At 68.0% G+C, this 23189-nt stretch carries 23 protein-coding genes; 8 read left to right on the top strand and 15 right to left on the bottom strand.

What is annotated here, in order from left to right:
- Position 1: 1 nt before the first annotated feature.
- A complete protein-coding gene (gene pheT, locus B6K69_RS08680; protein ID WP_108643492.1) occupies positions 2-2422 on the bottom strand; it encodes a phenylalanine--tRNA ligase subunit beta in 2421 nt (806 codons plus the stop codon).
- 375 nt (positions 2423-2797) lie between these two features.
- Between pheT and ilvD the strand changes: the two genes are divergently transcribed.
- The 4 genes from ilvD to B6K69_RS08660 all read left to right on the top strand — a co-directional run bounded on the left by ilvD (position 2798) and on the right by B6K69_RS08660 (position 6389).
- Positions 2798-4534 (top strand): dihydroxy-acid dehydratase, encoded by a 1737-nt coding sequence (gene ilvD, locus B6K69_RS08675; protein WP_108643491.1) that lies wholly within the window; start codon positions 2798-2800, stop codon positions 4532-4534.
- Positions 4515-5096 (top strand): hypothetical protein, encoded by a 582-nt coding sequence (locus B6K69_RS08670; protein ID WP_123876551.1) that lies wholly within the window; start codon positions 4515-4517, stop codon positions 5094-5096. The genes ilvD and B6K69_RS08670 overlap by 20 nt, the downstream gene beginning before the upstream one ends.
- Positions 5097-5233: 137 nt before the next feature.
- Positions 5234-5995 carry a DUF6478 family protein gene (locus B6K69_RS08665; RefSeq protein WP_108644854.1) on the top strand — a complete coding sequence of 254 codons (762 nt, stop codon included), beginning with the start codon at positions 5234-5236 and terminating at the stop codon, positions 5993-5995.
- A gap of 4 nt (positions 5996-5999) precedes the next feature.
- Positions 6000-6389, top strand: coding sequence for a hypothetical protein (locus B6K69_RS08660; protein WP_108643489.1), 390 nt, complete (start codon positions 6000-6002; stop codon positions 6387-6389).
- A gap of 5 nt (positions 6390-6394) precedes the next feature.
- Here B6K69_RS08660 and B6K69_RS08655 read toward each other — a convergent pair whose 3' ends face one another.
- The 4 genes from B6K69_RS08655 to map all read right to left on the bottom strand — a co-directional run bounded on the left by B6K69_RS08655 (position 6395) and on the right by map (position 10725).
- Positions 6395-7447 (bottom strand): Gfo/Idh/MocA family protein, encoded by a 1053-nt coding sequence (locus B6K69_RS08655; RefSeq protein WP_228156844.1) that lies wholly within the window; start codon positions 7445-7447, stop codon positions 6395-6397.
- Entirely contained in the window at positions 7444-8232 is a 789-nt protein-coding gene (locus B6K69_RS08650) for a ThuA domain-containing protein (protein ID WP_107673281.1), read from the bottom strand. The genes B6K69_RS08655 and B6K69_RS08650 overlap by 4 nt, the downstream gene beginning before the upstream one ends.
- 57 nt (positions 8233-8289) lie before the next feature.
- Positions 8290-9771 (bottom strand): acetyl-CoA hydrolase/transferase family protein, encoded by a 1482-nt coding sequence (locus tag B6K69_RS08645; RefSeq protein WP_108643488.1) that lies wholly within the window; start codon positions 9769-9771, stop codon positions 8290-8292.
- A gap of 144 nt (positions 9772-9915) precedes the next feature.
- Positions 9916-10725: a type I methionyl aminopeptidase gene (map, locus tag B6K69_RS08640; RefSeq protein WP_108643487.1), complete on the bottom strand. Its 810-nt coding sequence runs from the start codon at positions 10723-10725 to the stop codon at positions 9916-9918.
- Positions 10726-10871: 146 nt separating this feature from the next.
- Between map and B6K69_RS08635 the strand changes: the two genes are divergently transcribed.
- Genes B6K69_RS08635 through B6K69_RS08625 form a run of 3 tightly spaced genes read left to right on the top strand, consistent with a single transcriptional unit; the run spans position 10872 to position 13316 of the window.
- Complete coding sequence (locus B6K69_RS08635) at positions 10872-11591, top strand: competence/damage-inducible protein A (RefSeq protein ID WP_108643486.1); 720 nt, start codon at positions 10872-10874, stop codon at positions 11589-11591.
- On the top strand, positions 11588-12301 hold the full coding sequence (locus tag B6K69_RS08630) for a GNAT family N-acetyltransferase (RefSeq protein ID WP_108643485.1): 714 nt from the start codon (positions 11588-11590) through the stop codon (positions 12299-12301). The genes B6K69_RS08635 and B6K69_RS08630 overlap by 4 nt, the downstream gene beginning before the upstream one ends.
- Positions 12302-12320: 19 nt before the next feature.
- Positions 12321-13316 carry an OmpA family protein gene (locus B6K69_RS08625; RefSeq protein WP_418260530.1) on the top strand — a complete coding sequence of 332 codons (996 nt, stop codon included), beginning with the start codon at positions 12321-12323 and terminating at the stop codon, positions 13314-13316.
- 12 nt (positions 13317-13328) lie between these two features.
- On the opposite strand, the gene B6K69_RS08620 is transcribed toward B6K69_RS08625, so the two are convergent.
- The 5 genes from B6K69_RS08620 to B6K69_RS08600 all read right to left on the bottom strand — a co-directional run bounded on the left by B6K69_RS08620 (position 13329) and on the right by B6K69_RS08600 (position 18990).
- The gene (locus B6K69_RS08620) at positions 13329-14234 is read right to left on the bottom strand and encodes a LysR family transcriptional regulator (RefSeq protein WP_107673287.1); all 906 of its coding nucleotides are present in this window, start codon (positions 14232-14234) and stop codon (positions 13329-13331) included.
- A 253-nt stretch (positions 14235-14487) separates the two neighbouring features.
- Entirely contained in the window at positions 14488-16503 is a 2016-nt protein-coding gene (locus B6K69_RS08615; protein WP_108643483.1) for an oxidoreductase, read from the bottom strand.
- Positions 16504-16580: 77 nt separating this feature from the next.
- The gene (locus B6K69_RS08610) at positions 16581-17234 is read right to left on the bottom strand and encodes an HAD family hydrolase (protein ID WP_108643482.1); all 654 of its coding nucleotides are present in this window, start codon (positions 17232-17234) and stop codon (positions 16581-16583) included.
- Complete coding sequence (gene rsmD, locus B6K69_RS08605; protein WP_107673290.1) at positions 17231-17794, bottom strand: 16S rRNA (guanine(966)-N(2))-methyltransferase RsmD; 564 nt, start codon at positions 17792-17794, stop codon at positions 17231-17233. Before rsmD ends, B6K69_RS08610 begins: the two co-directional genes overlap by 4 nt.
- Complete coding sequence (locus tag B6K69_RS08600) at positions 17791-18990, bottom strand: NAD(P)/FAD-dependent oxidoreductase (RefSeq protein WP_108643481.1); 1200 nt, start codon at positions 18988-18990, stop codon at positions 17791-17793. The genes rsmD and B6K69_RS08600 overlap by 4 nt, the downstream gene beginning before the upstream one ends.
- A gap of 94 nt (positions 18991-19084) precedes the next feature.
- On the opposite strand from B6K69_RS08600, the gene B6K69_RS08595 reads away from it, so the two are divergent.
- Entirely contained in the window at positions 19085-19573 is a 489-nt protein-coding gene (locus B6K69_RS08595; RefSeq protein WP_108643480.1) for a peroxiredoxin, read from the top strand.
- A gap of 40 nt (positions 19574-19613) precedes the next feature.
- Here B6K69_RS08595 and B6K69_RS08590 read toward each other — a convergent pair whose 3' ends face one another.
- The 5 genes from B6K69_RS08590 to B6K69_RS08570 all read right to left on the bottom strand — a co-directional run bounded on the left by B6K69_RS08590 (position 19614) and on the right by B6K69_RS08570 (position 23112).
- Positions 19614-19982 carry a 4a-hydroxytetrahydrobiopterin dehydratase gene (locus B6K69_RS08590; protein WP_108643479.1) on the bottom strand — a complete coding sequence of 123 codons (369 nt, stop codon included), beginning with the start codon at positions 19980-19982 and terminating at the stop codon, positions 19614-19616.
- A complete protein-coding gene (locus B6K69_RS08585; RefSeq protein ID WP_108643478.1) occupies positions 19982-20590 on the bottom strand; it encodes a glutathione S-transferase family protein in 609 nt (202 codons plus the stop codon). Before B6K69_RS08585 ends, B6K69_RS08590 begins: the two co-directional genes overlap by 1 nt.
- 77 nt (positions 20591-20667) lie before the next feature.
- On the bottom strand, positions 20668-21828 hold the full coding sequence (locus B6K69_RS08580) for a GNAT family N-acetyltransferase (RefSeq protein WP_108643477.1): 1161 nt from the start codon (positions 21826-21828) through the stop codon (positions 20668-20670).
- 49 nt (positions 21829-21877) lie between these two features.
- A complete protein-coding gene (locus tag B6K69_RS08575) occupies positions 21878-22654 on the bottom strand; it encodes a glycerophosphodiester phosphodiesterase family protein (RefSeq protein WP_108643476.1) in 777 nt (258 codons plus the stop codon).
- Complete coding sequence (locus B6K69_RS08570) at positions 22654-23112, bottom strand: RidA family protein (protein WP_107673296.1); 459 nt, start codon at positions 23110-23112, stop codon at positions 22654-22656. The genes B6K69_RS08575 and B6K69_RS08570 overlap by 1 nt, the downstream gene beginning before the upstream one ends.
- Between the last annotated feature and the right edge of the window lie 77 nt (positions 23113-23189).

Genomic DNA, 23189 nt, shown 5'->3' with positions numbered 1-23189 from the left:
ATCAGCCGCGCAGCGTGCCGCCGGTGGCCTTGGATACCTTTTCCACGATCTTCGCCGACACCGCCTCGATCTCGGCATCGGTCAGGGTGGTGGCGGTGGGTTGCAGGCGCACGGTCAGGGCGATGGATTTCTTGCCCGCCCCCATCTGCGCCTCGGCCTTGTCGCCGGTGAACTGGTCGAAGACACGGACGCTTTCGATCAGTGCCTTGTCGGCCCCCAGCGCCGCGTTGACGGCGGTCAGCGCCTCGACGCCCGCATCCACCACAAAGGCGAAATCGCGGTCCACCGCCTGAAGGTCGCTGATCGCCAGCGCCGGGCGGGTGGGTGTTTTCACCTTGGGCGCGGGCACATTGGCGACCAGCACGGTGAAGGCCACGGCAGGGCCCTTCACATCCATCTCGCGCAGGATGCGGGGGTGGATTTCGCCGAAGGTCGCCATGGTGTTCGGCCCCAGCCCGATGGCGCCGGACCGGCCGGGGTGCCACCAGCCGGCCACCTTGCGGCTGATCTGGGCGCGGGCGGGGGCGCCCAGCGCGGCCAGCACCGCCTCGGCATCGGCCTTGGCGTCATAGACATCGACCGCGCGGCGCGACCCGTGCGGATCGCGCGCGGCGGAGGCGCCCACCAGCAGGCCGGTGGCTTGCAGGTGCTGTTCGCCCGGCTCGCCGCCCTGGAAGGCAGGGCCCACCTCGAACAGCGCCAGATCCATGAAGCCGCGCGCCTGATTGCGCGCCGCCGCGGCCAGCAGGCCGGGCAGCAGGTCGGGGCGCAGGTGGCTCATCTCGGACGAGATCGGGTTTTCAACACGAACCGCCTCGGACCCGCCGCCGAACAGGGTGGCGGCCTTGGCGTCGATGAAGCTGTAGGTCACACATTCGTTGTAACCCAGCGCCGCGATGGTGCGGCGGGCGGCCTTTTCGCGCTGTTGCAGCGGCGTCAGGATCGGCTTCGGCACGCCCGGCGTGCCCCGTTTCATCGGGGCGCCTTTCAGCCGCGACAGCGAGGCGACACGCGCCACCTCTTCCACCAGATCGGCATCGCCCAGAACATCGGGCCGCCACGAAGGCGGCGTCACGTCATTGCCGCGCAGGGTGAAGCCCAGCGCCGTCAGGGTGCGGCGCTGCTCGGCCTCGGGGATGTCCATGCCGACAAGGCTGATCACCCGGGCCGGGTTCAGCTTGTAGCTGCGGGTGGTGTCCAGCGCGGCACCGTCCTGCACCACATGGCTGGCCTCGCCGCCGCACAGGTCCAGCACCATCTGCGTGGCCAGTTCCAGCCCCGGCAGGGTGAAGGCCGGATCGACGCCGCGTTCAAAGCGATAGCGCGCGTCCGAGTTGATCTTCAGCGCCCGCCCGGTTGCGGCGATGGTGATCGGGTCCCACCAGGCGCTTTCCAGAAAGACGTTCACCGTCTCGGGGGTGCAGCCCGACAGTTCGCCCCCCATGATGCCGGCCAGGGATTCCACGCCCGCATCATCGGAAATCACCATCTGGCCGGCGGCCAGCGTGTAGGTCTTGCCGTCAAGCGCCAGGAATTCCTCGCCACCGGCAGCGGGATGAATCCGCAGGCTGCCGCCGGCCACCTTGTCGGCGTCAAAGACGTGCAGCGGGCGGTTCAGCGCGTAGGTGAAGAAGTTGGTGATATCGACCAGCGCCGAAATCGGGCGCAGGCCAATCGCCTTGAGCCGCTTTTGCAGCCAGTCGGGCGAGGGGCCGTTGGTCACGCCGCGGATCACCCGCCCGGCGAAATGCGGGCAGCCCTTCGCCTTCAGCGCCGGGTCGATCTGCACCGCGATGGGGCTGTCGAACCCGCCCGCCACAGGGGCGATGTCCAGCGGCTTCAGCTTGCCCAGGCCGCGCGCGGCCAGATCGCGCGCGATGCCGCGGATGCCCAGCGCATCGGGGCGGTTCGGCGTGACCTTGACCTCGATCACCGGGTCGTTCAGGCCGCGCCAGTCAATGAAGCGGGCGCCCAGCGGCGCATCTTCGGGCAGGTCGATGATGCCGTTATGATCGTCCGACAGCATCAGTTCGCGTTCGGAACACAGCATCCCGTTGGAATCGACCCCGCGGATGTTGCCGGGTTTCAGATCGACCCCGGTGCCGGGCACATGAGTACCGACCGGGGCAAACACGCCCACCAGCCCGGTGCGCGCATTGGGGGCGCCGCAGACGACCTGGACTTCGACCATCTCGCTGCCCGGCCCGCCCGGATATGTTGCCACCCGGCAGACGCGCAGGCGGTCGGCGTTGGGGTGCTGCACCGCCTCGATCACGCGGCAGATGCGGAAGGGCGCCAGTTGTTCGGCCGGGTCTTCGACACCCTCGACCTCAAGGCCAAGGTCGGTCAGCGCCTCGGCAATCTCGGTCACGCTGGCCGAGGTTTCAAGGTGATCGGAAAGCCAGGAAAGGGTGAATTTCATCGCAAGCGGTCCTTGGGCGGGGTCGGCGGAGGGATTAGCGCAAAGGCGGCGCAAGGGAAAGGGCGGGGTGCATCGGCGGTGGCCTGCGGCGTTGCGCGGGTTTCCGCCGCTGCCGGGTCTGCGGCGAATTGGGGCGGGATTTCGCGCCCAGGTTGCGCTAGGGTGGCCGTATGGATGACTGGCTTGAAATTCCGAAACGCCGCAAGGGCCTGCCCGTCTGGCTGCTGTGCCTGCTGATGGGCGCAGGGTTCCTGCTGTTGTGGCTGGGCTTCCCGCTTCTGGCGGGCTGACGGCCCTTCCCCGCAACGCGCCGCTTGCCCCTGTGCGGGCATGGTTATATCCCCTTCGCAAAGCGAATTCTGCGGGAGAAAGCCAATGTCCACCAACCAGCGGTTCGACAAGTCGAAGCTGCCCAGCCGTCATGTCACCGAAGGGCCGGCGCGCGCGCCGCACCGCAGCTATTTCTACGCGATGGGGATCACCGAAGAGGAAATCCACCAGCCCTGGGTTGGCGTGGCCACCTGCTGGAACGAGGCGGCGCCCTGCAACATCGCGCTGAACCGTCAGGCGCAGATCGTGAAGCATGGCGTGAAAAAGGGCGGCGGAACCCCGCGCGAATTCACCACCATCACCGTGACCGACGGCATCGCCATGGGGCACGAAGGTATGCGGTCTTCGCTGGCCTCGCGCGATGCCATCGCCGACACGGTGGAACTGACGATGCGCGGCCATTGCTATGACGCGCTGGTGGGCCTGGCCGGCTGTGACAAGTCGCTGCCCGGGATGATGATGGCGATGGTGCGGCTGAACGTGCCCTCGGTCTTCATCTACGGCGGGTCCATCCTGCCCGGCCGCTACAAGGGCCAGGACATCACCGTTCAGGACATGTTCGAAGCCGTGGGCAAGAACCAGGCCGGCACCCTCAGCGAGGCGGAGCTGGAGATCATGGAAAAGATCGCCTGCCCGTCCAGCGGGGCCTGCGGTGCGCAATATACCGCGAACACCATGGCCTGCGTGTCCGAGGCCATTGGCCTGGCGCTGCTGAATTCCAGCGGTGCGCCCGCGCCCTATGAAAGCCGCGACCAGTATGGCGAGGCTTCGGGCGTTGCCGTGATGACCCTGATCGAGAAGAACATCCGCGCGCGGGACATCGTCACCCGCAAGGCGCTGGAAAACGCCGCCCGCGTGGTGGCCTGCACCGGCGGTTCCACCAACGGCGCGCTGCACCTGCCGGCGATCGCGCATGAGGCGGGCATCGACTTCGACCTGTTCGACGTGGCCGACATCATGCGCGACACGCCCTATTTCGTGGACCTGCGTCCGGGCGGCAAATATGTGGCCAAGGATCTGTACGAAGTGGGCGGCGTGGCGGTGGTGATGAAGGAACTGGCGCGCGCCGGCCTGCTGCACCTGGACTGCATCACCGCCAGCGGCAAGACCCTGGGCGAAAGCCTTGAGGAAATCCGTGGCGAGGCCGATGGCACGGTGATCTATTCCATCGACAAGCCGCTGACCAAGACCGGCGGCGTGGTGGGGCTGAAGGGCAACCTTGCGCCCGACGGGGCCATCGTCAAGGTGGCCGGCATGACCGAGAAGGAACAGGTCTTCACCGGCCCGGCCCGCGTTTTCGAATGCGAGGAAGAGGCCTTCGCCGCCGTCAAGGCGCGCGAATACAAGGAAGGCGAAGTCATCGTCATCCGCAACGAAGGCCCCGCCGGCGGCCCCGGGATGCGCGAGATGCTGGCGACCACCGCCGCCCTGTCCGGCCAGGGCATGGGCAAGAAGGTGGCACTGATCACCGACGGCCGCTTCTCGGGTGCGACCCGCGGCTTCTGCGTGGGCCATGTCGGCCCCGAAGCCGCGCATGGCGGCCCGATTGCGCTGATCCGCACCGGCGATGTCATCACGCTGAACGCGCTGACGGGCGAACTGTCGGTGGCGCTGTCCGATGAGGAACTGGCCAAGCGCAAGGCTGAATGGAAAGGCCCGCGCAAGACCGAATACACCTCGGGCGCGCTGTGGAAATATGCGCGGCTGGTGGGGTCTGCCCGCTATGGCGCGGTCACCCATCCCGGCGCCAAGGACGAGGCGCATGTCTACATGGATCAGTAAGGCCGGCGCTGTCCTGCTGCTGGCGGCCTGCGTGCCCGGCGGAATGCCAGGCACGCAGGGCCGCACATCGGCGCCGGTGTTGGGGGGCGCGGTCACCGTGGCCGGACCCTCGGGCTATTGCATCGACGGCAAGGCGGGGCATCAGACCGACAAGACCGCCGTGGCCGTGCTGGGCCGCTGTTCCGGCAGCGGCACGGCCAAGCCGGCGCTGATCACCGTCACCGTGGGCGGGCCGGGATCGGCCTCCGTCCTGGAAAGCGGGGCGCCGGCGCTGAGCGCCTATTTCACCAGCGCGGCAGGCCGGGCGGCCCTGGCGCGCGACGGGCGGGCAAGTTCGGTCGCGGTGCGGTCGGTCGCGGTGGCCGATGGCGCGCTGGTGCTGGACCTGACCGACCGCGCGGTCGGCCGCATCTGGCGGGCGCTGATCGGCCTCAATGGCCGGGCGGTGACCATCGCCGTCAGCGCACCCAAGGGGGCCAGCCTTGACGCCAAGGCCGGCCGGGCGCTGCTGGATCGCAGCATTGCCTCAATGCGGGCAGCCAATCGCGGTTCTGCCCCGTGATTGGCAACTTGCCGTAGGTCAAGTCAGCGATTTCCCTTAAGTTAAGTCAGCGATTCGGTTTACGTTTCAGCCACGATATGCCAATCAGGCGCGGGTCTCGTTTAAGGGTCGGTAACGGCCGAACGATGGTGGTGCTCGTGAATAAAGTTCTGGAGAAGCTGGCGTTCCGGCGGATGTTGTCGCGCTGGACCAGATGGGCCGATGACGCCCCGGCCATGGGCCTGGGGCATTTGCGCCGTCTGCGTGACGAGGCGCGGGCGCTGCGCCGGCAGGTTGACCGCCTGCTGCATGAGGCTGACCACCGCCTGACCCTGCCCGCCATCGGAACCACCAAGGTCCGCCGCCCGGCCGGCACCGACTGGGCCTGGCGTCCCGCCCCCTGGCGCGCGGCCATTCCGCTGCCCGGCGCCGCCGGCGTGTCAGGCCGCGAGACGCTGCATGACGGGGTGACCATGTTCCACGATTGCGGGCTGAGCGAGATTTCCTACCGTCAGGTCCGCAACACCCGCGAAGCGGACATGGCCCCTTTCGGCCTGTCTCTGGAAGTGTTCCGCTTCGACGGAAGCTATCTCAGCCTTGTGCTGGACCTGCCCCCCGAAGGCGCCGACGGGCTGCTGTTGCGCCATCTGGTGCGGGTGGATGCGATTGTCGACACCGAGCGGCCGATCGAGGTTTATGTCCGGCTGAACATCAAGCACGGCCCCAATGTCGAACAAGTGGTGCGCAAGCTGCCGCTGGACAGCGATGAGACGATGGTCGAATTCGACCTGACCTATACCAAGGTGGTCGAGAGGCGGATCGAGAAGCTGTGGCTGGACCTGATCTTTGACGGGCCCGAGATGAACCAGATCGTTCTGCGCGACCTGTCGGTCAGCCGCAGACCAAGGGCCGAGGTGTAGGATCATGGGTGACAAGCTGAAACTGACGCAGACGCGCCTTCGCGCCGGGGTGTGGGAGGGCGTTCTTGCCGGCGTGGGCGAGACCGCGCCGCAGCTTGAGGTGACGCATCAGGGCAAGCCCCTGCCGGGGCTGACGGTGACGGCCTTGCCCAAGGGGCCGGGCGATTTCCTGCTGCGCCTGCCGGTCCCGGCCGAATTGCTGAATGACGGGGTGCAGACCTTCCTGCTGCAATCGGGTGGCGACACGCTGGCGCATTTCACCATCATCACCGGCGCCACGTCGGAAGAAGACCTGCGCGTCGAGATCGACCTTCTGCGCGCCGAGCTTGACCTGCTGAAACGCGCCTTCCGCCGCCATTGCGCCGAAACGGCGCCCGCGCCGTCCGGCGAATAACGGCGTCAGACCGGCAGCGCCCGCGCCTCGGCGGCGGCGCTGTCTTCGGCCCGGTCCAGCCAGTGCTGCAATTCCGCGCCCCGGGCAAAGCCGGGGTCCGCCGGACCTTCGCCCCGGATGGCCGCGATGAAGCGTTGATAGATGGTCGGCACCGGCGGGCAATCAACCGGACGCCAGGCCGCCGACAGCCGGTCGATGCCCAGGCAGGCCGACAGCCGGCTGGTGGCGTTTTCGAACCGCACCTCAAGCCCGCCTTCGGTGCCATAGATCCGCAGCCGCAGGTCGTTCAGATGGCCGGTGGCAAAGCGGCTGGCATGGACCACGCCAAGCGCCCCGCCCGCCAGTCGCAGTTGCATCGTGGCGCTGTCATTCGCATCCAGCGCATAGGCGCCGATCCGGCCGCCGGGCGCCTTGTCGAAGGTGGCCAGCCGGGCCGAAATCTCGGTTGTGGGCTGCCCGGCGATGAAGGTGGCGAAATCCAGGATGTGGATACCGACATCGCCCAGCACCCCCTTGGACCCATGCTCCGTGGACAGGCGCCACAGCCACTGGTCCTGCGTGCGCCAGTCGCCCCAGGCGGGCTGGGTCAGCCAGCTTTGCAGATAGCTGGCCTCGAAATGCCGGATGGCGCCAAGCGCGCCCTCGCGCACGATCTGCGCCGCCTTCTGCAGCGCGGGCACGTTGCGATAGGTCAGGTTGACCATGGCCACCACGCCCGCCCGTTCGGCGGCGGCGGCCATTTCATCGGCCTGCGCGGCATTGGTCGCCAGCGGCTTTTCGCACAGCACATGCTTGCCCGCCGCCAGAAGCGGCAGGGTGGTGGCGTGGTGGGCCGCGTCGGGGGTGACATTGGTCACGGCGTCGAACTTGCCCCAGGCCAGGGCTTCATCCAGGCTGGCAAAGCCGTGCGGGATGCCGTGGGTGGTGCAAAAGGCCGAAAGCTGTTCGGCGCGGGTGTCCACGCCCGCCACAAGGCGCACGCCGGGAATGGCGGCAAAGGCGGTGGCGTGGTTGGCGGCCATGCCGCCGGTGCCAAGAACCAGAAGGCGGATCGTCACCGGAACCCCCGATCATCCTGGCCATGCAGGCGCGGGCCGCGTTCGGTGATCGGCTCCAGCGCGGTGTCCACCGGCACGTTGGGCGCGTCGCAGGGATCGGCCACACGGGGGGCCGGGTTGTGCGCCCAGCGGACGGCATTGGCGATCACCCGCTGCACATGCGCATCGTGATAGGTCGGATAGGTTTCATGCCCCGGCCGGAAGTAGAAGACCTTGCCCGCGCCGCGCTTGTAGGTCACGCCAGACCGGAACACCTCGCCGCCCTGGAACCAGGAAACGAAAACGGTTTCCATCGGATCGGGAATCCCGAAGGGTTCGCCATACATCTCTTCATGTTCCAGCTCGAAATGATCGGGCAGGCCGGCGGCAATGGGGTGATTGCGCGAGGTCAGCCACAGCCGTTCCCGCTCGCCCGCCTCGCGCCAGGTCAGGTTGCAGGGGGTGCCCATCAGCCGCTTGAAGGGTTTCGAGAAATGCGCCGAATGCAGGAAGATCGCCCCCATCCCCGACCAGACGGCGTTGCAGACCCGGTCAACCACGGCATCCTGCACCTCGCCATGGGCGCAATGGCCCCACCACAGCAGCACGTCGGTTTCTTCCAGACTGCCGGGGGGCAGGCCGTGATCGGGTTGGTCCAGCGTGGCGGTGCGGGCCGTGATGCCGCCCGCCGCGTTCAGCGCCGCCGCAATGGTGCTGTGCATACCTTCCGGGTAGATCCCGCGCACGACCGCGTTGGTGCGTTCGTGCACATTTTCGCCCCAGACGGTGACGCGAATATCCGACATGCCGAATCCCCCTTTTCTGCCCGCAGGCTATCGGGGTTCAAAGCGCTTTGAAAGCGGTCACATCCGCCCGGTCTTGCGCAGCCGGATGTGCCAGCTGAAGGCTTCTTCCAGGATATGCGGGGTATGGCCACCAAAGGCGCAGGCGCGGTCATAATAGTCTTGCAGCGACGACTGCCAGTCGGGGTGCGCGCAGTTCTGGATGATGATCCGGGCCCGTTCACGCGGGGCCAGCCCGCGCAGATCGGCCAGGCCGGTTTCCGTCACCAGAATATCGACATCATGTTCGGTATGGTCAACGTGGCTGACCATCGGCACCACCGACGAAATCGCCCCGCCCTTGGCGACCGACTTGGTGACGAACACCGACAGCAGCGCGTTGCGCGCGAAATCGCCCGAGCCGCCGATGCCGTTCATCATCTGCGTGCCCATCACATGCGTCGAATTCACGTTGCCGTAGATGTCGAACTCCAGCGCGGTGTTGATGGCGATCAGCCCCAGCCGCCGCACCACCTCGGGGTGGTTGGAAATTTCCTGCGGGCGCAGCATCAGATGCGGCTTGTAACGGTCGAAATCCTGCATGATCCGCCGGCTGTGCGCCGCCGACAGCGTGATGGACGACCCCGAGGCAAAGGTCAGCTTGCCCGCGTCGATCAGATCAAAGGTCGAATCCTGCAAGACCTCGGAATACATCCGCAGATCGTGGAACGGGCTTTCGATCAGCCCGTGCAGCACCGCATTGGCAATCGACCCGATGCCCGCCTGCAAGGGCACCAGACGGTTGTCCATCCGGCCCATCTTCACCTCATGCGACAGGAAGTCGATCAGGTGATTGGCGATGGCCACCGTATCCTCGTCCGGCGAGGCGATCGAGGCGGCACTGTCCGACTTGTAGGTCATCACGATGGCCGCAATCTTTTCCGGCGGGATCGGAATATAGGGCAGGCCGATGCGGCTGTCGGGCGTGACCACCGGAATGGGCATCCGGTTCGGCCGGTAGGTCGGGATGAAGATGTCGTGCATCCCCTCGAAACTCAGCGGATGCGCGCTGTTGATCTCGACGATCACCTTCTTGGCCAGAATGGCGAAAGACGCCGAATTGCCGACCGAGGTGGTGGGGATGATGCCGCCTTCCGCGGTGATCGCGGTGGCCTCGATCACGGCGATGTCGGGCGCGGGCAGTTGCCGGGTGCGCAACTGTTCCACGGTTTCCGACAGGTGCTGGTCGATGAACATCACCTCGCCCGCGTTGATCGCGCGGCGCAGCGCCGGGTCAGACTGGAACGGCAGGCGCCGCGCGGTGACCTGTGTCTCGGCCAGGATCTTGTCCAGATCGTGGCCCAGGCTGGCCCCCGTCATCAGCGTGATCTTCAGCGGATGGCTGCGCGCGCGTTCGGCCAGCGCAAGCGGCACGGCCATCGCTTCGCCGGCGCGGGTAAAGCCCGACATGCCGACGACCATGCCGTCCTGGATCAGGGCGGCCGCTTCGGCGGCGGATACGATTCTGTCGCGCATCGCCGCGTTACGGATACGATCTTGCATGGCCTTCCTCCTCGACGGCACCAGAGCGACCCCTAGTTTCAGGGCCGCGCGGGCGCAACGGCGGTATGCCGGTGTATGCGAGAAGGCCGGTATGCGAAAATCGCATACCTATTGCAAATTTGGAATGACTGGCGCGGGCGCGGCCTATTCCCAGGTGCGGAAGAACTTGCCCGACGGCGACAGGGTAAAGATCTCGCACCCCGTTGCGGTGACGCCGATGGAATGTTCGTATTGCGCCGAAAGCGATTTGTCGCGGGTGACGGCGGTCCAGTCGTCGGCCAGGATCTTTGTCTCGGGGCGGCCAAGGTTCACCATCGGCTCGATGGTGAAGAACATGCCCTCTTCCAGCACAGGGCCGGTGCGCGGGCGGCCGTAATGCAGCACGTTCGGCGGCGCATGGAACACCCGCCCCAGCCCGTGGCCGCAGAAATCGCGCACCACCGACATGCGGTTGGCTTCCACATAGGTCTGGATCGCATGGCCGATGTCGCCGAAGGTGGCGCCGGGCTTCACCGCTGCAATGCCGCGCATCAGCGCCTCATGCGTGACCTCGACCAGACGTTCCGCCTTGCGCGACAGGGTGCCGGCCACATACATCCGGCTGGTGTCGCCATACCAGCCATCGACGATGACGGTCACGTCGATGTTCAGGATGTCACCGTCGGCCAGAACCTTGCCACCCGGAATCCCGTGGCAGACCACATGGTTGACGCTGATGCACGAGGCGTGCTGATAGCCCTTGTAGCCGATGGTCGCCGAAATCACGCCGCGGCGGACAATCTCTTCGCGGATGAAATCGTCGATCTCGGCGGTGGTGGCGCCGGGCTTCACCAGGGCGGCGGCCTGATCCAGGATTTCGGCCGCAACCTGGCCTGCGGCGCGCATACCGGCGAAATCGGCCGCGTCATAGATGCGGATGCCATCACGGGTGGTGCGGATAGGGGTATCGTCCATGGGTGGTCCTTTCGTGCCCTACATAGGCACAACCCCCGCGCTTGGCCAGAGCGGGCAGCAGGTGAAGGGCGGGGAGTTGGCGGGGAGTTGGAATGTGCGCCGCCGCCGGATATACCGCGCATGGGAACGCAGACAGGGGCAGGGCCATGGCCAATCCGACAGCGGCGATGCTGGTCATCGGGGATGAAATCCTGTCGGGGCGCACGCGCGATTCGAACCTGCATTACCTGGCCGGGGAACTGACCCGCAGCGGGATTGACCTGCGCGAGGCGCGGGTGGTGGCCGATGACCATGCCGCGATCGTGGCCGCCGTGCGGGCGCTGTCGGCGGCGCATGACCATGTGTTCACCAGCGGCGGCATCGGGCCGACGCATGACGACATCACCGCCGATGCCGTGGCCGAGGCGATGGGCGCCCCGATCAGCCACCGCGCCGATGCCATGGCGCTGTTGCAGGCGCATTATGACCGGCAGGGTATGCCCTTCAACGAGGCCCGCCAGCGGATGGCCCGCATCCCCGAAGGCGCGCGGCTGATCGACAACCCGATCTCGGTCGCGCCGGGGTTCAGCATCGGCAATGTGCATGTCATGGCCGGGGTGCCCAGGATCTTCGAGGCGATGCTGGCCGGTGTGCTGCCCACGCTGACGGGCGGTGCGCCGCTCTTGTCGCAGACCCTGCGCGTTCTGCGGGGCGAGGGCGAGATTGCCGCCGATTTCGCGGCGCTGGCGGCCGAGTTTCCCGATCTGTCGATGGGGTCTTATCCGTTCAGCCTGAACGGCGCCTTCGGCACCAATCTGGTGATCCGTGGCAGCGATCCGGCCCGGCTGGATGCGGCCATGGTGCGGCTGACGGGGCTGTTCGGATGACGCCCGACCATCTCGCCGCGGTCATGGAGGCGACCTGGCCCCCGGCGGCAAGCCGCGATCTGGGGCCGTTCCGCCTGCGCGATGGCGCGGGCGGCGGCAAGCGCGTGTCGGCGGCCAGTGCCGAGGGCGCCTGGGACGCCGCCGCGCTGGAGGCCGCGATTGCCGCCATGGCCGAACCGCTGTTCCTGATCCGCCAGGGCGATGCCGCGCTGGATGCCGCGCTGGCGGCGCGCGGCTTCGCGGTGGTTGATCCGGTGGTGGCCTATGCCGCCCCGGTGGCCAGTTTGCAGGGCGAGACGCCCTTCCTGTCCACCTTTGCCCATTGGCCGCCGCTGGAAGCGGCGCGCGCCGTCTGGGCCGAAGGCGGCATCGGCCCGGCGCGGATTGCCGTGATGCAGCGGGTGCAGGGGCCGAAGACGGCGCTGATGGCCCGCGCGGATGACCGGCCCGCCGGCGCGGCCTTCGTGGCCTGCCAGGACGATGTGGCGATGCTGCACGCGCTTGAGGTGCGCAGCGCGCAGCGCCGGCGCGGCGTGGCGGGCCACCTGCTGACCGCCGCCGCGAACTGGGCCGCCGAAGCCGGGGCCACGCTGTTTTCGCTGGTGGTGACAGAGCGGAACACAGCCGCGCGGGCGCTTTATGATCGCCTCGGGATGCGGGTTGTGGGACAGTATCATTACCGGGCCGGCCCCGCGCCGGACCGGCCCTGAAGCAAGGACGATTGCCCGCGTGTTGCCCCCCCGTTCCGTCTTGCCGCTGGTCGCGGCGCTGCTGTTCCCCCTGTCCGCGGCGGCAGAGGCTGCGTTCCGCCCCGTGATGCCGGCCCCGGTCACGGCCGAGGCCAGCAGCACCAACCCGCATGGCAGCTATAACCTGCCGGTCGGGCTGTTCGGGGCCGAAGGGGTGCCGGTGCATCGGCTGGAAGGGGCGCTGGACCGCCGCGCCTACCGGCTGGATGCGCCGGGGGCGCCGCTGCTGGATGTGCTGGTGCCGCTGCGCGACCAACTGGTCGCTGCTGGGTATGAGGTGGTGTTCCAATGCGAAGACCGCCGCTGCGGCGGGTTCGATTTCCGCTTCGCGACCGATGTGATCCCGGAACCCGCGATGCATGTGGATCTGGGCGAGTTCCGCTTTCTGGCCGCCCTGCGCGGCGAGGAAGGCGTCGGCGTGCTGGTCAGCCGGTCCACCGGAGCGGTGTTCGTGCAGGTGATCCAGATCAGCGCGCAAGGCGCGGCGGCACCTGCGCTCACCTCCGATACCCCGCTTAATGCCGCCACCCCGGCGCCCGATGCCGTTCCCCTGCCGGCGGCCCCGGTCAGTCCGGTCACGCCCCCCTCTGCCGATGCGGCGGCGCCCGACATGGCGCCGCTGGATGCCGGGCTTCCGGTGGCGCTGGACGATCTGGTTTTTGCCTCGGGTTCGGGCGGGCTGGAACCGGGGGCCTACCCGTCGCTTCTGGCGCTGGCGGGCTGGCTGGGCGCCGATCCCGCGCGGCGGGTGATGCTGGTCGGACATACCGATGCCTCGGGCGGGCTGGCCGCCAATGTGGCGCTGTCAAAGAAGCGGGCCGAGGCGGTGCGTCAGGCGCTGATCCAGGGCTATGGCGTGGACGCCGCGCGCGTCACGGCGGAAGGCGCCGGCCCGTTGTCGCCGCGCGCCACCAATGCCACCGAGGACGGCCGCACCCGCAACCGGCGGGTCGAGGCGGTGCCGCTGGTCAACTGACGGCGGCGGCGCCTACCAGTTGTCGGGGCCCTTTTCCATGAACCGCTGCGCCAGAAAATCAATGAAGGCGCGCACCTTGGGCTGGGTGAACCGGCCCGGCGGATAGATCGCATAGATCCCCATCACCTCGACCGGAAGTCCGGGGATGGCCTCTTCCACCAGCCCCCGGCGCAGCGCATCGGCATACAGGAACGACGGCAGATAGGCGATGCCCAGCCCCGCGATGGCCGCATTCAGCAGGCTTTGCCCGTCATTCACCGTCAGCCAGCCGTTCGACCGCACCTGCCGCTTTTCCCCCGACGGCGCGGTGATCTTCCAGACATTGCCATTGGCCTGGTTGGAATAATGCAGCAGCTTGTGCTCGTTCAGGTCGTCGATCCGGGTCGGGCGGCCGAACTTGCGGAAATAGCCCGGCGCGGCAATCATCCGGCGGGTGGTTTCGGTCAGCTTGCGCGCGCGCAGCGACGAATCCTCAAGATCGCCCACCCGGATGGCCATGTCGAAGCCTTCGCTGATCAGTTCGACATAGCGGTTGTTCAGCACCATGTTCACGGTGATGTCGGGGTATTCCAGCAGGAAATCCCCCAGGATCGGCGACAGCAGGTTCACCCCGAAATCGGTGGCCACCGAAATCCGCAACAGGCCCGACGGCGCCGACTGCATCGAGGTGACCAGCGCATCCGCCTCGCCCGCGTCATTCAGCACGCGGCGGGCGCGGTCGTAATAGGCCAGCCCGATCTCGGTCGGCGAGACGCGGCGGGTGGTGCGGTTCAGAAGACGCGCGCCCAGCCGCGCCTCAAGCGCCGAGACATGCTTGGACACGGCAGACTTTGAGATGCCCATCTTCTTGGCCGCGTCCGTGAAGCCGCCCTGATCCACCACGGTGGCGAAGGCTTCCATTTCGGTCAGTCGGTCCATCCAGATCCTCATGCGGGCAGCGACAAGCGGGTAGCCCCGATCTGACAGCAGAATTGGGGCGGTAACGCGGCGCGACCGCGACCTATCCGGGATAAAACCGCGAACCGTTCATGGCATGGAAACCGGCAAACCGGCGGCAGGGCAGGGGATTCGCACGGCAGCGGGGAAGCGGGGCCGACCGCCCGCGCGCGCAGGTCCGGCGCGCGGGCGGGTGGCTATCGCCGTGATTCGCCTTCTGCGGGAGGCCGGCCCGTCAAAGCGTTGCGGCCAGCCGGGCGGCCTGGTCGATGGCGCGCTTGGCATCCAGTTCGGCCGCCACATCGGCCCCGCCGATCAGATGATGCGCGATGCCCGCCGCCGTCAGCCGGGCCGACAGGCCGCGTGCCGGTTCCTGCCCGGCGCACAGAACCACGCTGTCCACCGCCAGCAGTTCCGGTTGCGCATCCTCGCCCCGGCGGACCCAAAGGCCCTCGGCGGTGATCCGGTCATAGGTCACGCCGCCCTGCATCTGCACGCCCTTGGCGGCCAGCGTGGCGCGGTGAATCCAGCCGGTGGTCTTGCCCAGCCGCTTGCCCGGCTGTTCGGCCCGGCGCTGCAACAGCCAGACCTGCCGCGCGGGCGGCTCGGGGTCGGGGCGGGCCAGCCCGCCGGGGGCAAGCCAGGGCGCCGCAACGCCCCATTCGCGCCGCCACAGCGCGGTGTCCTCGGCCGGGCTTTCGCCGGAATGAACCAGATATTCCGCCACATCAAAGCCGATGCCGCCCGCGCCTACGATGGCGACGCGCGGGCCGACCGCTGCCCCGCGCAGCACCTCAAGATAGCTCAGCGCATGGGCGCCCGGCTCGACCGGAATCCCCGGATCGCGCGGGGTGACGCCGGTGGCGACAATCACCTCGTCCTGCCCTTTCAGGGCCTCCTCGGTGGCGGCTTCGCCCAGCCGCAGGGTCAGGTTCGGGTGGTCAAGCTGCCGGGCGAACCAGTCCACCAGACCGTGGAATTCTTCCTTGCCCGGCACCTGTTTGGCCAGATTCAACTGCCCGCCCACCTGACCTGACGCCTCATACAGCGTGACCTTGTGCCCGCGCCGTGCAGCGACGATTGCCGCCATCATTCCCGCCGGGCCAGCCCCCACCACGGCAATCCGCCTTGGCGTCTCGGCCGGGGCATAGACCAGCTCGGTCTCATGGCAGGCGCGGGGGTTCACCAGGCAGCTTGTCAGCTTGCCGCTGAAGGTGTGGTCCAGACAGGCCTGGTTGCAGGCGATGCAGGGGGCGATGTCGTGCGCCCGGCCCGTGGCCGCCTTGACCATGAATTCGGCATCGGCCAGCCAGGGCCGCGCCATCGACACCATGTCGGCCATGCCATCGGCCAGCAGCCGTTCGGCCACATCCGGCGCATTGATCCGGTTCGAGGTGATGACCGGGATCTGCACCTCGGGGCGCAGCCGGGCGGTCAGGTCGGCGAAGGCCGCGCGCGGGACCGAGGTGGCGATGGTCGGCACCCGCGCCTCGTGCCAGCCGATGCCGGTGTTCAGGATGCTGGCCCCCGCCGCCTGCACCGCGCAGGCCAGGTGCACCACCTCATCCCAGCTTGATCCTTCGGGCACCAGATCAATCAGCGACAGCCGGAAGATCAGGATCGGGTCGCGCCCCAGCGCGGCGCGCACGCGGGCCACCACCTCGACCGGCAGGCGCATCCGGTTTTCGTAAGATCCGCCCCAGCGGTCGGTCCGCTTGTTGGTGCGGGTGACAAGAAACTGGTTCAGGAAATAGCCTTCCGACCCCATCACCTCGACCCCGTCATAACCGGCCTCGATGGCGCGGGCGGCGGCGGTGGCGATGTCGGCGATCTGCTTCTCGATCCCCGCCTCGTCCAGCTCACGCGGGGGAAAGGGCGAAATCGGCGACTTGATCGCCGAAGGGGCCACGCATTCCGGCGAATAGGCATAGCGGCCCGCGTGCAGGATCTGCATCGCGATATGGCCGCCTTCGGCGTGAACCGCATCGGTCACGCGGCGGTGGTTGGCGATGTCCTTGTCGGAAAACAGGCCCGCAGCGCCGGGAAAGACGCCGCCTTCGCGGTTGGGGGCCATGCCGCCGGTGACGATCAGCCCCGCGCCGCCCCGGGCGCGGGCGGCGTAGAAGGCGGCCACCCGGCCCCAGTCGCCGGTTTCCTCAAGCCCCGTGTGCATTGACCCCATGAGGCTGCGGTTGCGCAGGGTGGTGGTGCCCAGGGTGATGGGCGACAGAAGGTGGCTGAAATCGGACATGCTGGCTCTCCCTTGCCCGGCAGAATGACGCGGGCGCGCGCGTTCGTCATCCGCAACGCGGCGTCATCTGGGGCGGGTCACAGCCCCAGCCACGCCGGAAGCCCGGCCATGTCGGCAAAAAGCGGCACCCCCAGCGCGGCCATGCCGCGCGCGGCCGGGGCATCGGGGCCATGCGGGGCAAAGCCAAGGCAGGGGATGCCCGCCGCCAGCGCGGCCCTTGCCCCGGTGGCGCTGTCCTCGATCACCACGCAGGCGGCGGGATCGGCCCCGCAGGCTGCGGCGGCGGCCAGATACAGGTCTGGCGCGGGCTTGGGCCGGCCCAGCGCCTGCCCTGACAGCGTGGCGCGGAACCGCGACAGCAGCCCGTGCTGGCCCAGCGTGATGGACATCTTTTCCAGCGTGCCGTTCGACCCCATCGCATAGGGAACCTCCGCCGCATCCAGCGCGTCCAGCACGGCCACAATGCCGGGGATCAGCGGCGTGCCGGCGGCCAGCATGGCATACATCCGGTCATAGAAGCGCGCGACCCAGTCCTGTGGCAACCGCGCCCCGGCCGCCCGCGCCCGGGTGGCGACGGTCTCGATCGTGCCGCCGATATAGTCGGTTTCCAACTGATGCCGGGTCAGCACCAGCCCATGCGCGGCCAGATCTTCGATAAGCAGGTCGAAGGTCGGGCCTTCGCTGTCAACTACAACGCCGTCGCAGTCGAACAGAACGGCGGCCGGGGTCATTCCGGCGCTTTCAGCAGGGTGACAAGCGTGTCGCCATATTTGCGCTGGTCCAGCCGGGTGAACCCGTCGGGCGGTTGCGGCGGGGTGCCTTCCTCCCACACGATCACCGCGCCGGGGGCCAGCCAGCCCCCTTCGATGGCCGAGGCAAGGGCGGCCTCGCCCAGACCCTTGTGATAGGGCGGGTCAAGGAAAACCAGCGAATAGCCGGGGCCACGGTTCGGCCCCAGCCGCGTGGCATCGCGGCGCCAGACATCGGTGGTGCCCATGGCCTGCATCTTTTCGATGTTCGCCCGCAACAGCGCCCGCGCCTTGGCCCCGTCATCGACAAAGGCCACCCGCGCCGCGCCGCGCGACAGCGCCTCCAGCCCCAGCGCGCCGGTGCCGGCGAACAGGTCCAGCACCCGCGCGCCGGGAAGCGGGTTTTCCCCCGCGCCGTTGATCAGCAGGTTGAAGATCGCCTCGCGCACCCGGTCGGATGTGGGGCGCAGATGCGCGGCGGGATCGCCCTCGCCCACCTCGGCCAAGAGAAGGCCGCGTCGCGCGCCGCCGATGATCCTCACTTCAGCAGCACCTTCAGGTCAGGCGCTTCGGCCAGCACCTCGGGCGCGGGCGACTTGCCGGCGTCGATCAGCCGCTTGCCCACCATATAGGCGCGCGGATCGTTCATCGCGTCCACCGCCAGCAGGGTGTTACCCCGGTAATACCAGAAACTTACCCCCGCCATACCTTCGCTGCGGGTGATGATCCGGTCATATCCGGTGTTCAGCCCGGCGATCTGCAGCTTGAGGTCGAACTGGTCCGACCAGAACCACGGCGTCGCCTGATAGGGCCGGTCCGCGCCCAGCATGTTGGCCGCCACCGCTTCGGCCTGATCAATGGCATTTCCCACCGATTCCAACCGGATGCGCCGGCCATTCCACGGAAACGACGCGCAATCCCCCGCCGACCAGATCGCCGGGTCCGAGGTGCGGCCCATCTCGTCGGTCGCAATGCCGTTGTCCAGCGCCAGCCCCGCCGCCTCGGCCAGCGCGGTGCCGGGGGTGATGCCCACGCCGACAATCACGAAATCCGCCGGCACTTCGCGCCCATCCGCCAGCCGGGCCGCGGTCACGCGGGGGCTGCCCAGCAGCCGCTCCAGCGCGGTGCCTTCCAGAATGGTCACGCCATGCGACTGATGCAGCGCGCGGATATAGTCGCTGGTTTCCGGCGCCGCGACGCGCTGCAGGATGCGCGGCGCCATTTCCAGCACCGTCACCGCCAGCCCCAGCTTCAACGCCACCGCCGCCGCCTCAAGCCCGATATAGCCGCCCCCGACGATCACCACCCGCCGCCCCGGCACGAATTCGGCCCGCATCGCATCAACATCGGCCAGCGTCCGCACGGTGAACACGCCTTGCAGATCGCCGCCGATGGCCGCCGGCAACCGCCGCGGGGCCGATCCGGTGGTCAGCGCCAGCGCGTCATAGGCCAGCGTCTCGTCGCCCACCGTTACGGTGCGCGCGGTGCGGTCGATGGCCGTCACCGGCACTCCCAGCCGCAGGTCGATGGCATTTTCGGCCCAGAAATCGGGGGCGCGCAGCCAAAGCCGGTCTTCCTCCATCTGCCCCAGCAGATAGCCTTTCGACAGCGGCGGCCGCTGATAGGGGGGCGCCGCCTCCTCGCCGATCATGGTGATCGGCCCCTCGTGCCCCAGTGCCCGCAACTTCGCCGCCAGCGCCGCCCCGGCCTGTCCGGCCCCCACGATCACCACACGCATCGCATTTCCTTTGGCATGTCTCTTGCACGACCCTATATCCGGCTGACCGACAGGTGCAACGCACAGACACCGCCAGACAAGGAAGGACGCGCGCATGACCATTTCCACCGGGGCCCGGTTGCCCGACGCAACGCTGCTGACCATGGGCGCGAACGGCCCCGAACAGGTGGCGCTTGGCCCGAAACTTCAAGGCCGCAAGGTCGTGATCTTCGGCCTGCCCGGCGCCTATACCGGCACCTGCACCACCGCCCATGTGCCCAGCTTCATCCGCAGCAAGGCGAAATTCGATGCCAAGGGCGTGGATGAAATCATCTGCGTCTCGGTCAACGATCCCTTCGTGATGAAGGCCTGGGGGGAATCGACCGGCGCCACCGCCGCCGGGATCACCTTCCTTGGCGATGCCGATGCCTCGTTCACCAAGGCCATCGGGATGGATTTCGACGTTCCGGCCATCGGGTTCCATTCCCGGTCCAAGCGCTATGCGCTTTATGCCGAGGACGGCGTGGTCAAGGTGCTGAACCTTGAGGAAAGCCCTGGCGCCTGCGAAATTTCGGCCGGCGAAACCCTGCTGTCGCAGATCTGATCCCAAGGCGCGGCCCCGCACATCGCTGCGGGGCCGCCGCTCAGGCCTTGCGGCTGGCCCGCGCCTCGCACAGCGAACTGACCGGCTCGCCATGGTTGCGCTGCACCTCGGCACTGCCGGCGAAACGGTCCATCGCGCGGGCAAGGTCGATGTCCAGCCGGGTCAGCCCCTGCACGTCATGCGTGGTCAGGGTCACGTCCACCACATTGTAGGTGTTCTTCCATTCAGGATGGTGGTTCAGCTTTTCCGCCATCAGCGCCGCGCGGGACATGAAGCCCCAGGCTTCCGAAAAGTTTTTGAACTTCAGGATCTTGCGCAGGGCATCCTTGCCCGGAACGGCCGCCCAGCCGGTTTCACCCAGGGCAGGCAGCAGGGCGGCGCGGTCGTCGGTGGAAAGAAGATGGGTCATCATGTCCTCGTCGGCATCAGGGCGTCATCCTTGGTTGCGGCGGCCTTGCGGGCGGCGCGCGGTTCCAGCCGCGCCCAATAGGCGGCCAGCGTGTCGTTGGCGGGAATGCTCTTGAACGCCAGACCCCAGCCGACCTGACTGCCCAGATAGACATCGGCCGCCGTGAACCGTCCGTCGGCGATGTAATCGTGCTTCGCCAGATGATCGGTCAGCGTGGCAACCACGGTTTCCAGGCTGCCATAGCCGGTGCGGCGGGCCTCTTGCGGGCCTTGTGGCGCCCAGCCGAACGAGGCATTCACCACCGCCTGTTCCAGCGGCCCGGCGCCAAAGAACATCCAGCGGTAAAAGCTGGCACTGTCCCTGGCCATCAGGCCCTTTTCCGGAAACGCCTGCGCCAGATAGGTGCAGATCGCGGCCACTTCGGTGATCACCTTGCCGTCATGCACCAGCGTGGGAACCTTGCCCATCGGGTTCAGCGCCAGATATTCGGCCGATTTCATCGGCGGGCCATAGTCCAGCACCACCGTTTCATAGGGTTCGCCCGTTTCCTCAAGCATCCAGCGCACCATTCGTCCGCGCGACATCGGATTGGTGTAGAATGTCAGCATCAGGTGTCCTCCGATTCCCCGCTTCATCTTGGCACAAATACCCCACGGGGGTGCGGGGGCGTGAAGCCCCCGCGGCGTTACTCGGCCCTGTCGCCGCGGCGGAACGGACCATAGGCCGTCAGAACCTCGATCTCCTCATCCACCGCCTGCCGTTCGGCCTGAAGATATTGCGCCACGGCCTTGCGGAAGCCGGCATCGGCGATCCAGTGCAGCGAATGACATTCGGCGGGCAGGTAGCCGCGCGCCAGCTTGTGTTCGCCCTGCGCCCCGGCCTCGACCCGGTGCAGGCCCGCGGCGATGGCCCAGTCGATGGCCTGATAGTAGCACAGTTCGAAATGCAGGCAGGGATGATCTTCCACGCAGCCCCAGTAACGGCCGTAAAGCGTGTGGCGCCCGATGAAGTTCAGCGCCCCGGCAACCGGCCGGTCGTCGCGGAAGGCCAGCACCAGCAGGATGTCGTTGCGCATGGTGCGGTGGAATTCGTCGAAGGCGGCGCGGGTCAGGTAGGGGCGGCCCCATTTGCGGCTGCCGGTGTCCTGGTAAAAGGCCCAGAAGGCCGCCCAGTGGCGGGGTTCGATCTGGTCGCCGGTCAGCGCCCGGATCGTCAGCCCCGCCGCGCGGGCGGTGTCGCGTTCCTTGCGGATCATCTTGCGCTTGCGGCTGGACAGGTCGGCCAGGAAATCGTCGAAACCGCCATAGCCCCGGTTTTCCCAGTGGAACTGCTGCGTAACACGGTGCAGCAGGCCATCGGTCCCGGCCAGATCGGTGGCCTCGTCCGCGGTGCAGAAGGTGACATGCAGCGAGGACAGCCCGTTGCCCCGCGTCAGCCCGATGGCGGCGCGGGCCAGGGCCGCGCGGTGTTCGGGCAGGCCCAGAAAGCGGCGGCCCGTGGCCGGGGTGAAGGGCACCGCGACCTGCAGCTTGGGGTAATAGCGCCCGCCGGCGCGTTCATAGGCCTCGGCCCAGGTGTGATCGAAGATGTATTCGCCCTGGCTGTGGGTCTTGGCATAAAGCGGCAGCGCGGCGACCGGCTGCCCGGCTTCGGTCAGGATCAGCGGCTTCGGCTGCCAGCCCGACGCCGCGCCGGTTGACCCCGACCGATCCAGCGCCGCCAGAAAGCGGTGGGTGGTGAACGGATCAACCGGGCGCCCGCCATCGGCCTGTTCGGGCGCGGCCAGCGCATCCCAGGCAGAGGCGTCGATTTCGGTCAGGTTGTCGTGAAGGGTGATTTCGGCCATGGCGCCCTTGGGGTTGCCCGAGGGCAAGGTGGGGCCGCCGCCGCCCGGGTCAAGCGGGCAGCGGGGAAAGATAGCCCTCGAAGGTGACATTCTGCGCCACCTTCCGCGCCGCCGCCTCTTCGGCGGGCGAGCGGATGGTCCAGCACAGGATGGCCGCCCCCTGCGCCTTGAGGTGCGCCACCCGGTCGCGGCCCAGATCGGCGGCTTCATGGCTGATGAAGCTGCACCCGAGCGGGTCATAATCCGGGATGGCGCGGAAATGGGCGCAGGCCGCTTCGGGCAGCGGATGCCAGCTTTCGGCGTCATAGGCGGCGGTGGTCAGGCCGCGCGGCAGGTCGGGCGCCAGCCGGGCCATATGGGCAATGGCGGCAGGGTTGAACGACATCACCGCCACCGGGCCGGCATAGCCTTGCAGCGCCTGCGCCGTGGCGGCCTCAAGCCGGCCATCGGTGGGGCCCATGACCAGCGACTGATCCTTGATCTCGATCAGCAGGGGCACGCGGCCGGCCACCTGATCCAGCACCTGCGTCAGGGTGGGAATCGTGTCCGTCCCGCCGGTCAGGCCGATGCGGCCCAGGTCGGCGGCGCTGCGGGCGGTGACGGGGCCGGTTTCTGCGGTCAGCCGGTCCAGCGTTTCGTCATGGAACACCATGGCCACGCCGTCGGCGCTGAGTTGCAGGTCAATTTCGATGGCATAGCCGTGGTCCAGCGCCGCCTGTATGGCGGCGGGCGAATTCTCGACACGCCCCTGCGCCCGGTCATGCAGGGCACGGTGCGCGATGGGCGCGCGCAGGAAGGCGGGCGGCAGGGCGATGCGGCGGGGCATCAGCGGATCTCGAACAGGGCCTCGATCTCGACGGCCACGCCCAGCGGCAGCGAGGCGGCCGAGACGGCCGAACGGGCATGGCGGCCGGCGTCGCCCAGCACGGCGACCATCAGGTCCGAGGCGCCGTTGATCACCTTGGGCTGGTCGATGAAATCGGGCGAGGAGTTGACGAAGCCCACCAGCTTGACCGCCCGCACCACGCGCGACAGGTCGCCGTCGCAGGCACGTTTCAACTGGGCCAGCAGCGACAGGGCGCAGCGGCGGGCGGCGTCGGCGCCCTGTTCGATGGACAGGTCGGCGCCCAGCTTGCCCTTGATCAGGCCGGCTTCGTTCTGGCTGATCTGGCCCGAGATATGGACCAGATTGCCCACCACCACGAAGGGCACATAGTTCGCCGCCGGGGCCGGGGCTTCGGGCAGGGTCAGGCCAAGATCGGCAAGGCGGGATTCGACGGACATGGGTTCTTCCTCCTGGCGGGTTGCGGCGGAGCCTAGCCGGGCGGGCCGTGGCGGGCAAGGGGACTGTCCCGGGCCGG

The sequence above is a fragment of the Pseudogemmobacter blasticus genome, from assembly GCF_003071405.1.
Taxonomy (GTDB): Bacteria; Pseudomonadota; Alphaproteobacteria; order Rhodobacterales; family Rhodobacteraceae; genus Pseudogemmobacter; species Pseudogemmobacter blasticus.
The sequence above is the reverse complement of the archived record's forward strand: the minus strand, read 5'-3'. Positions and strand labels throughout refer to the sequence as shown.

What these genes read in the sequence shown, in the direction of transcription:
- B6K69_RS08585 (WP_108643478.1), bottom strand. Translation starts at nt 20,590, where the DNA reads ATGCTGACATTCTACACCAATCCGATGTCGCGCGGACGAATGGTGCGC.
- B6K69_RS08615 (WP_108643483.1), bottom strand. Translation starts at nt 16,503, where the DNA reads ATGTCCGATTTCAGCCACCTTCTGTCGCCCATCACCCTGGGCACCACC.
- B6K69_RS08670 (WP_123876551.1), top strand. Translation starts at nt 4,515, where the DNA reads ATGTCTACATGGATCAGTAAGGCCGGCGCTGTCCTGCTGCTGGCGGCC.
- B6K69_RS08595 (WP_108643480.1), top strand. Translation starts at nt 19,085, where the DNA reads ATGACCATTTCCACCGGGGCCCGGTTGCCCGACGCAACGCTGCTGACC.
- B6K69_RS08590 (WP_108643479.1), bottom strand. Translation starts at nt 19,982, where the DNA reads ATGACCCATCTTCTTTCCACCGACGACCGCGCCGCCCTGCTGCCTGCC.
- B6K69_RS08610 (WP_108643482.1), bottom strand. Translation starts at nt 17,234, where the DNA reads ATGACCCCGGCCGCCGTTCTGTTCGACTGCGACGGCGTTGTAGTTGAC.
- B6K69_RS08630 (WP_108643485.1), top strand. Translation starts at nt 11,588, where the DNA reads ATGACGCCCGACCATCTCGCCGCGGTCATGGAGGCGACCTGGCCCCCG.
- ilvD (WP_108643491.1), top strand. Translation starts at nt 2,798, where the DNA reads ATGTCCACCAACCAGCGGTTCGACAAGTCGAAGCTGCCCAGCCGTCAT.
- B6K69_RS08620 (WP_107673287.1), bottom strand. Translation starts at nt 14,234, where the DNA reads ATGGACCGACTGACCGAAATGGAAGCCTTCGCCACCGTGGTGGATCAG.
- B6K69_RS08580 (WP_108643477.1), bottom strand. Translation starts at nt 21,828, where the DNA reads ATGGCCGAAATCACCCTTCACGACAACCTGACCGAAATCGACGCCTCT.
- B6K69_RS08660 (WP_108643489.1), top strand. Translation starts at nt 6,000, where the DNA reads ATGGGTGACAAGCTGAAACTGACGCAGACGCGCCTTCGCGCCGGGGTG.
- B6K69_RS08570 (WP_107673296.1), bottom strand. Translation starts at nt 23,112, where the DNA reads ATGTCCGTCGAATCCCGCCTTGCCGATCTTGGCCTGACCCTGCCCGAA.
- B6K69_RS08600 (WP_108643481.1), bottom strand. Translation starts at nt 18,990, where the DNA reads ATGCGTGTGGTGATCGTGGGGGCCGGACAGGCCGGGGCGGCGCTGGCG.
- B6K69_RS08575 (WP_108643476.1), bottom strand. Translation starts at nt 22,654, where the DNA reads ATGCCCCGCCGCATCGCCCTGCCGCCCGCCTTCCTGCGCGCGCCCATC.
- pheT (WP_108643492.1), bottom strand. Translation starts at nt 2,422, where the DNA reads ATGAAATTCACCCTTTCCTGGCTTTCCGATCACCTTGAAACCTCGGCC.
- B6K69_RS08650 (WP_107673281.1), bottom strand. Translation starts at nt 8,232, where the DNA reads ATGTCGGATATTCGCGTCACCGTCTGGGGCGAAAATGTGCACGAACGC.
- B6K69_RS08645 (WP_108643488.1), bottom strand. Translation starts at nt 9,771, where the DNA reads ATGCAAGATCGTATCCGTAACGCGGCGATGCGCGACAGAATCGTATCC.
- B6K69_RS08635 (WP_108643486.1), top strand. Translation starts at nt 10,872, where the DNA reads ATGGCCAATCCGACAGCGGCGATGCTGGTCATCGGGGATGAAATCCTG.
- map (WP_108643487.1), bottom strand. Translation starts at nt 10,725, where the DNA reads ATGGACGATACCCCTATCCGCACCACCCGTGATGGCATCCGCATCTAT.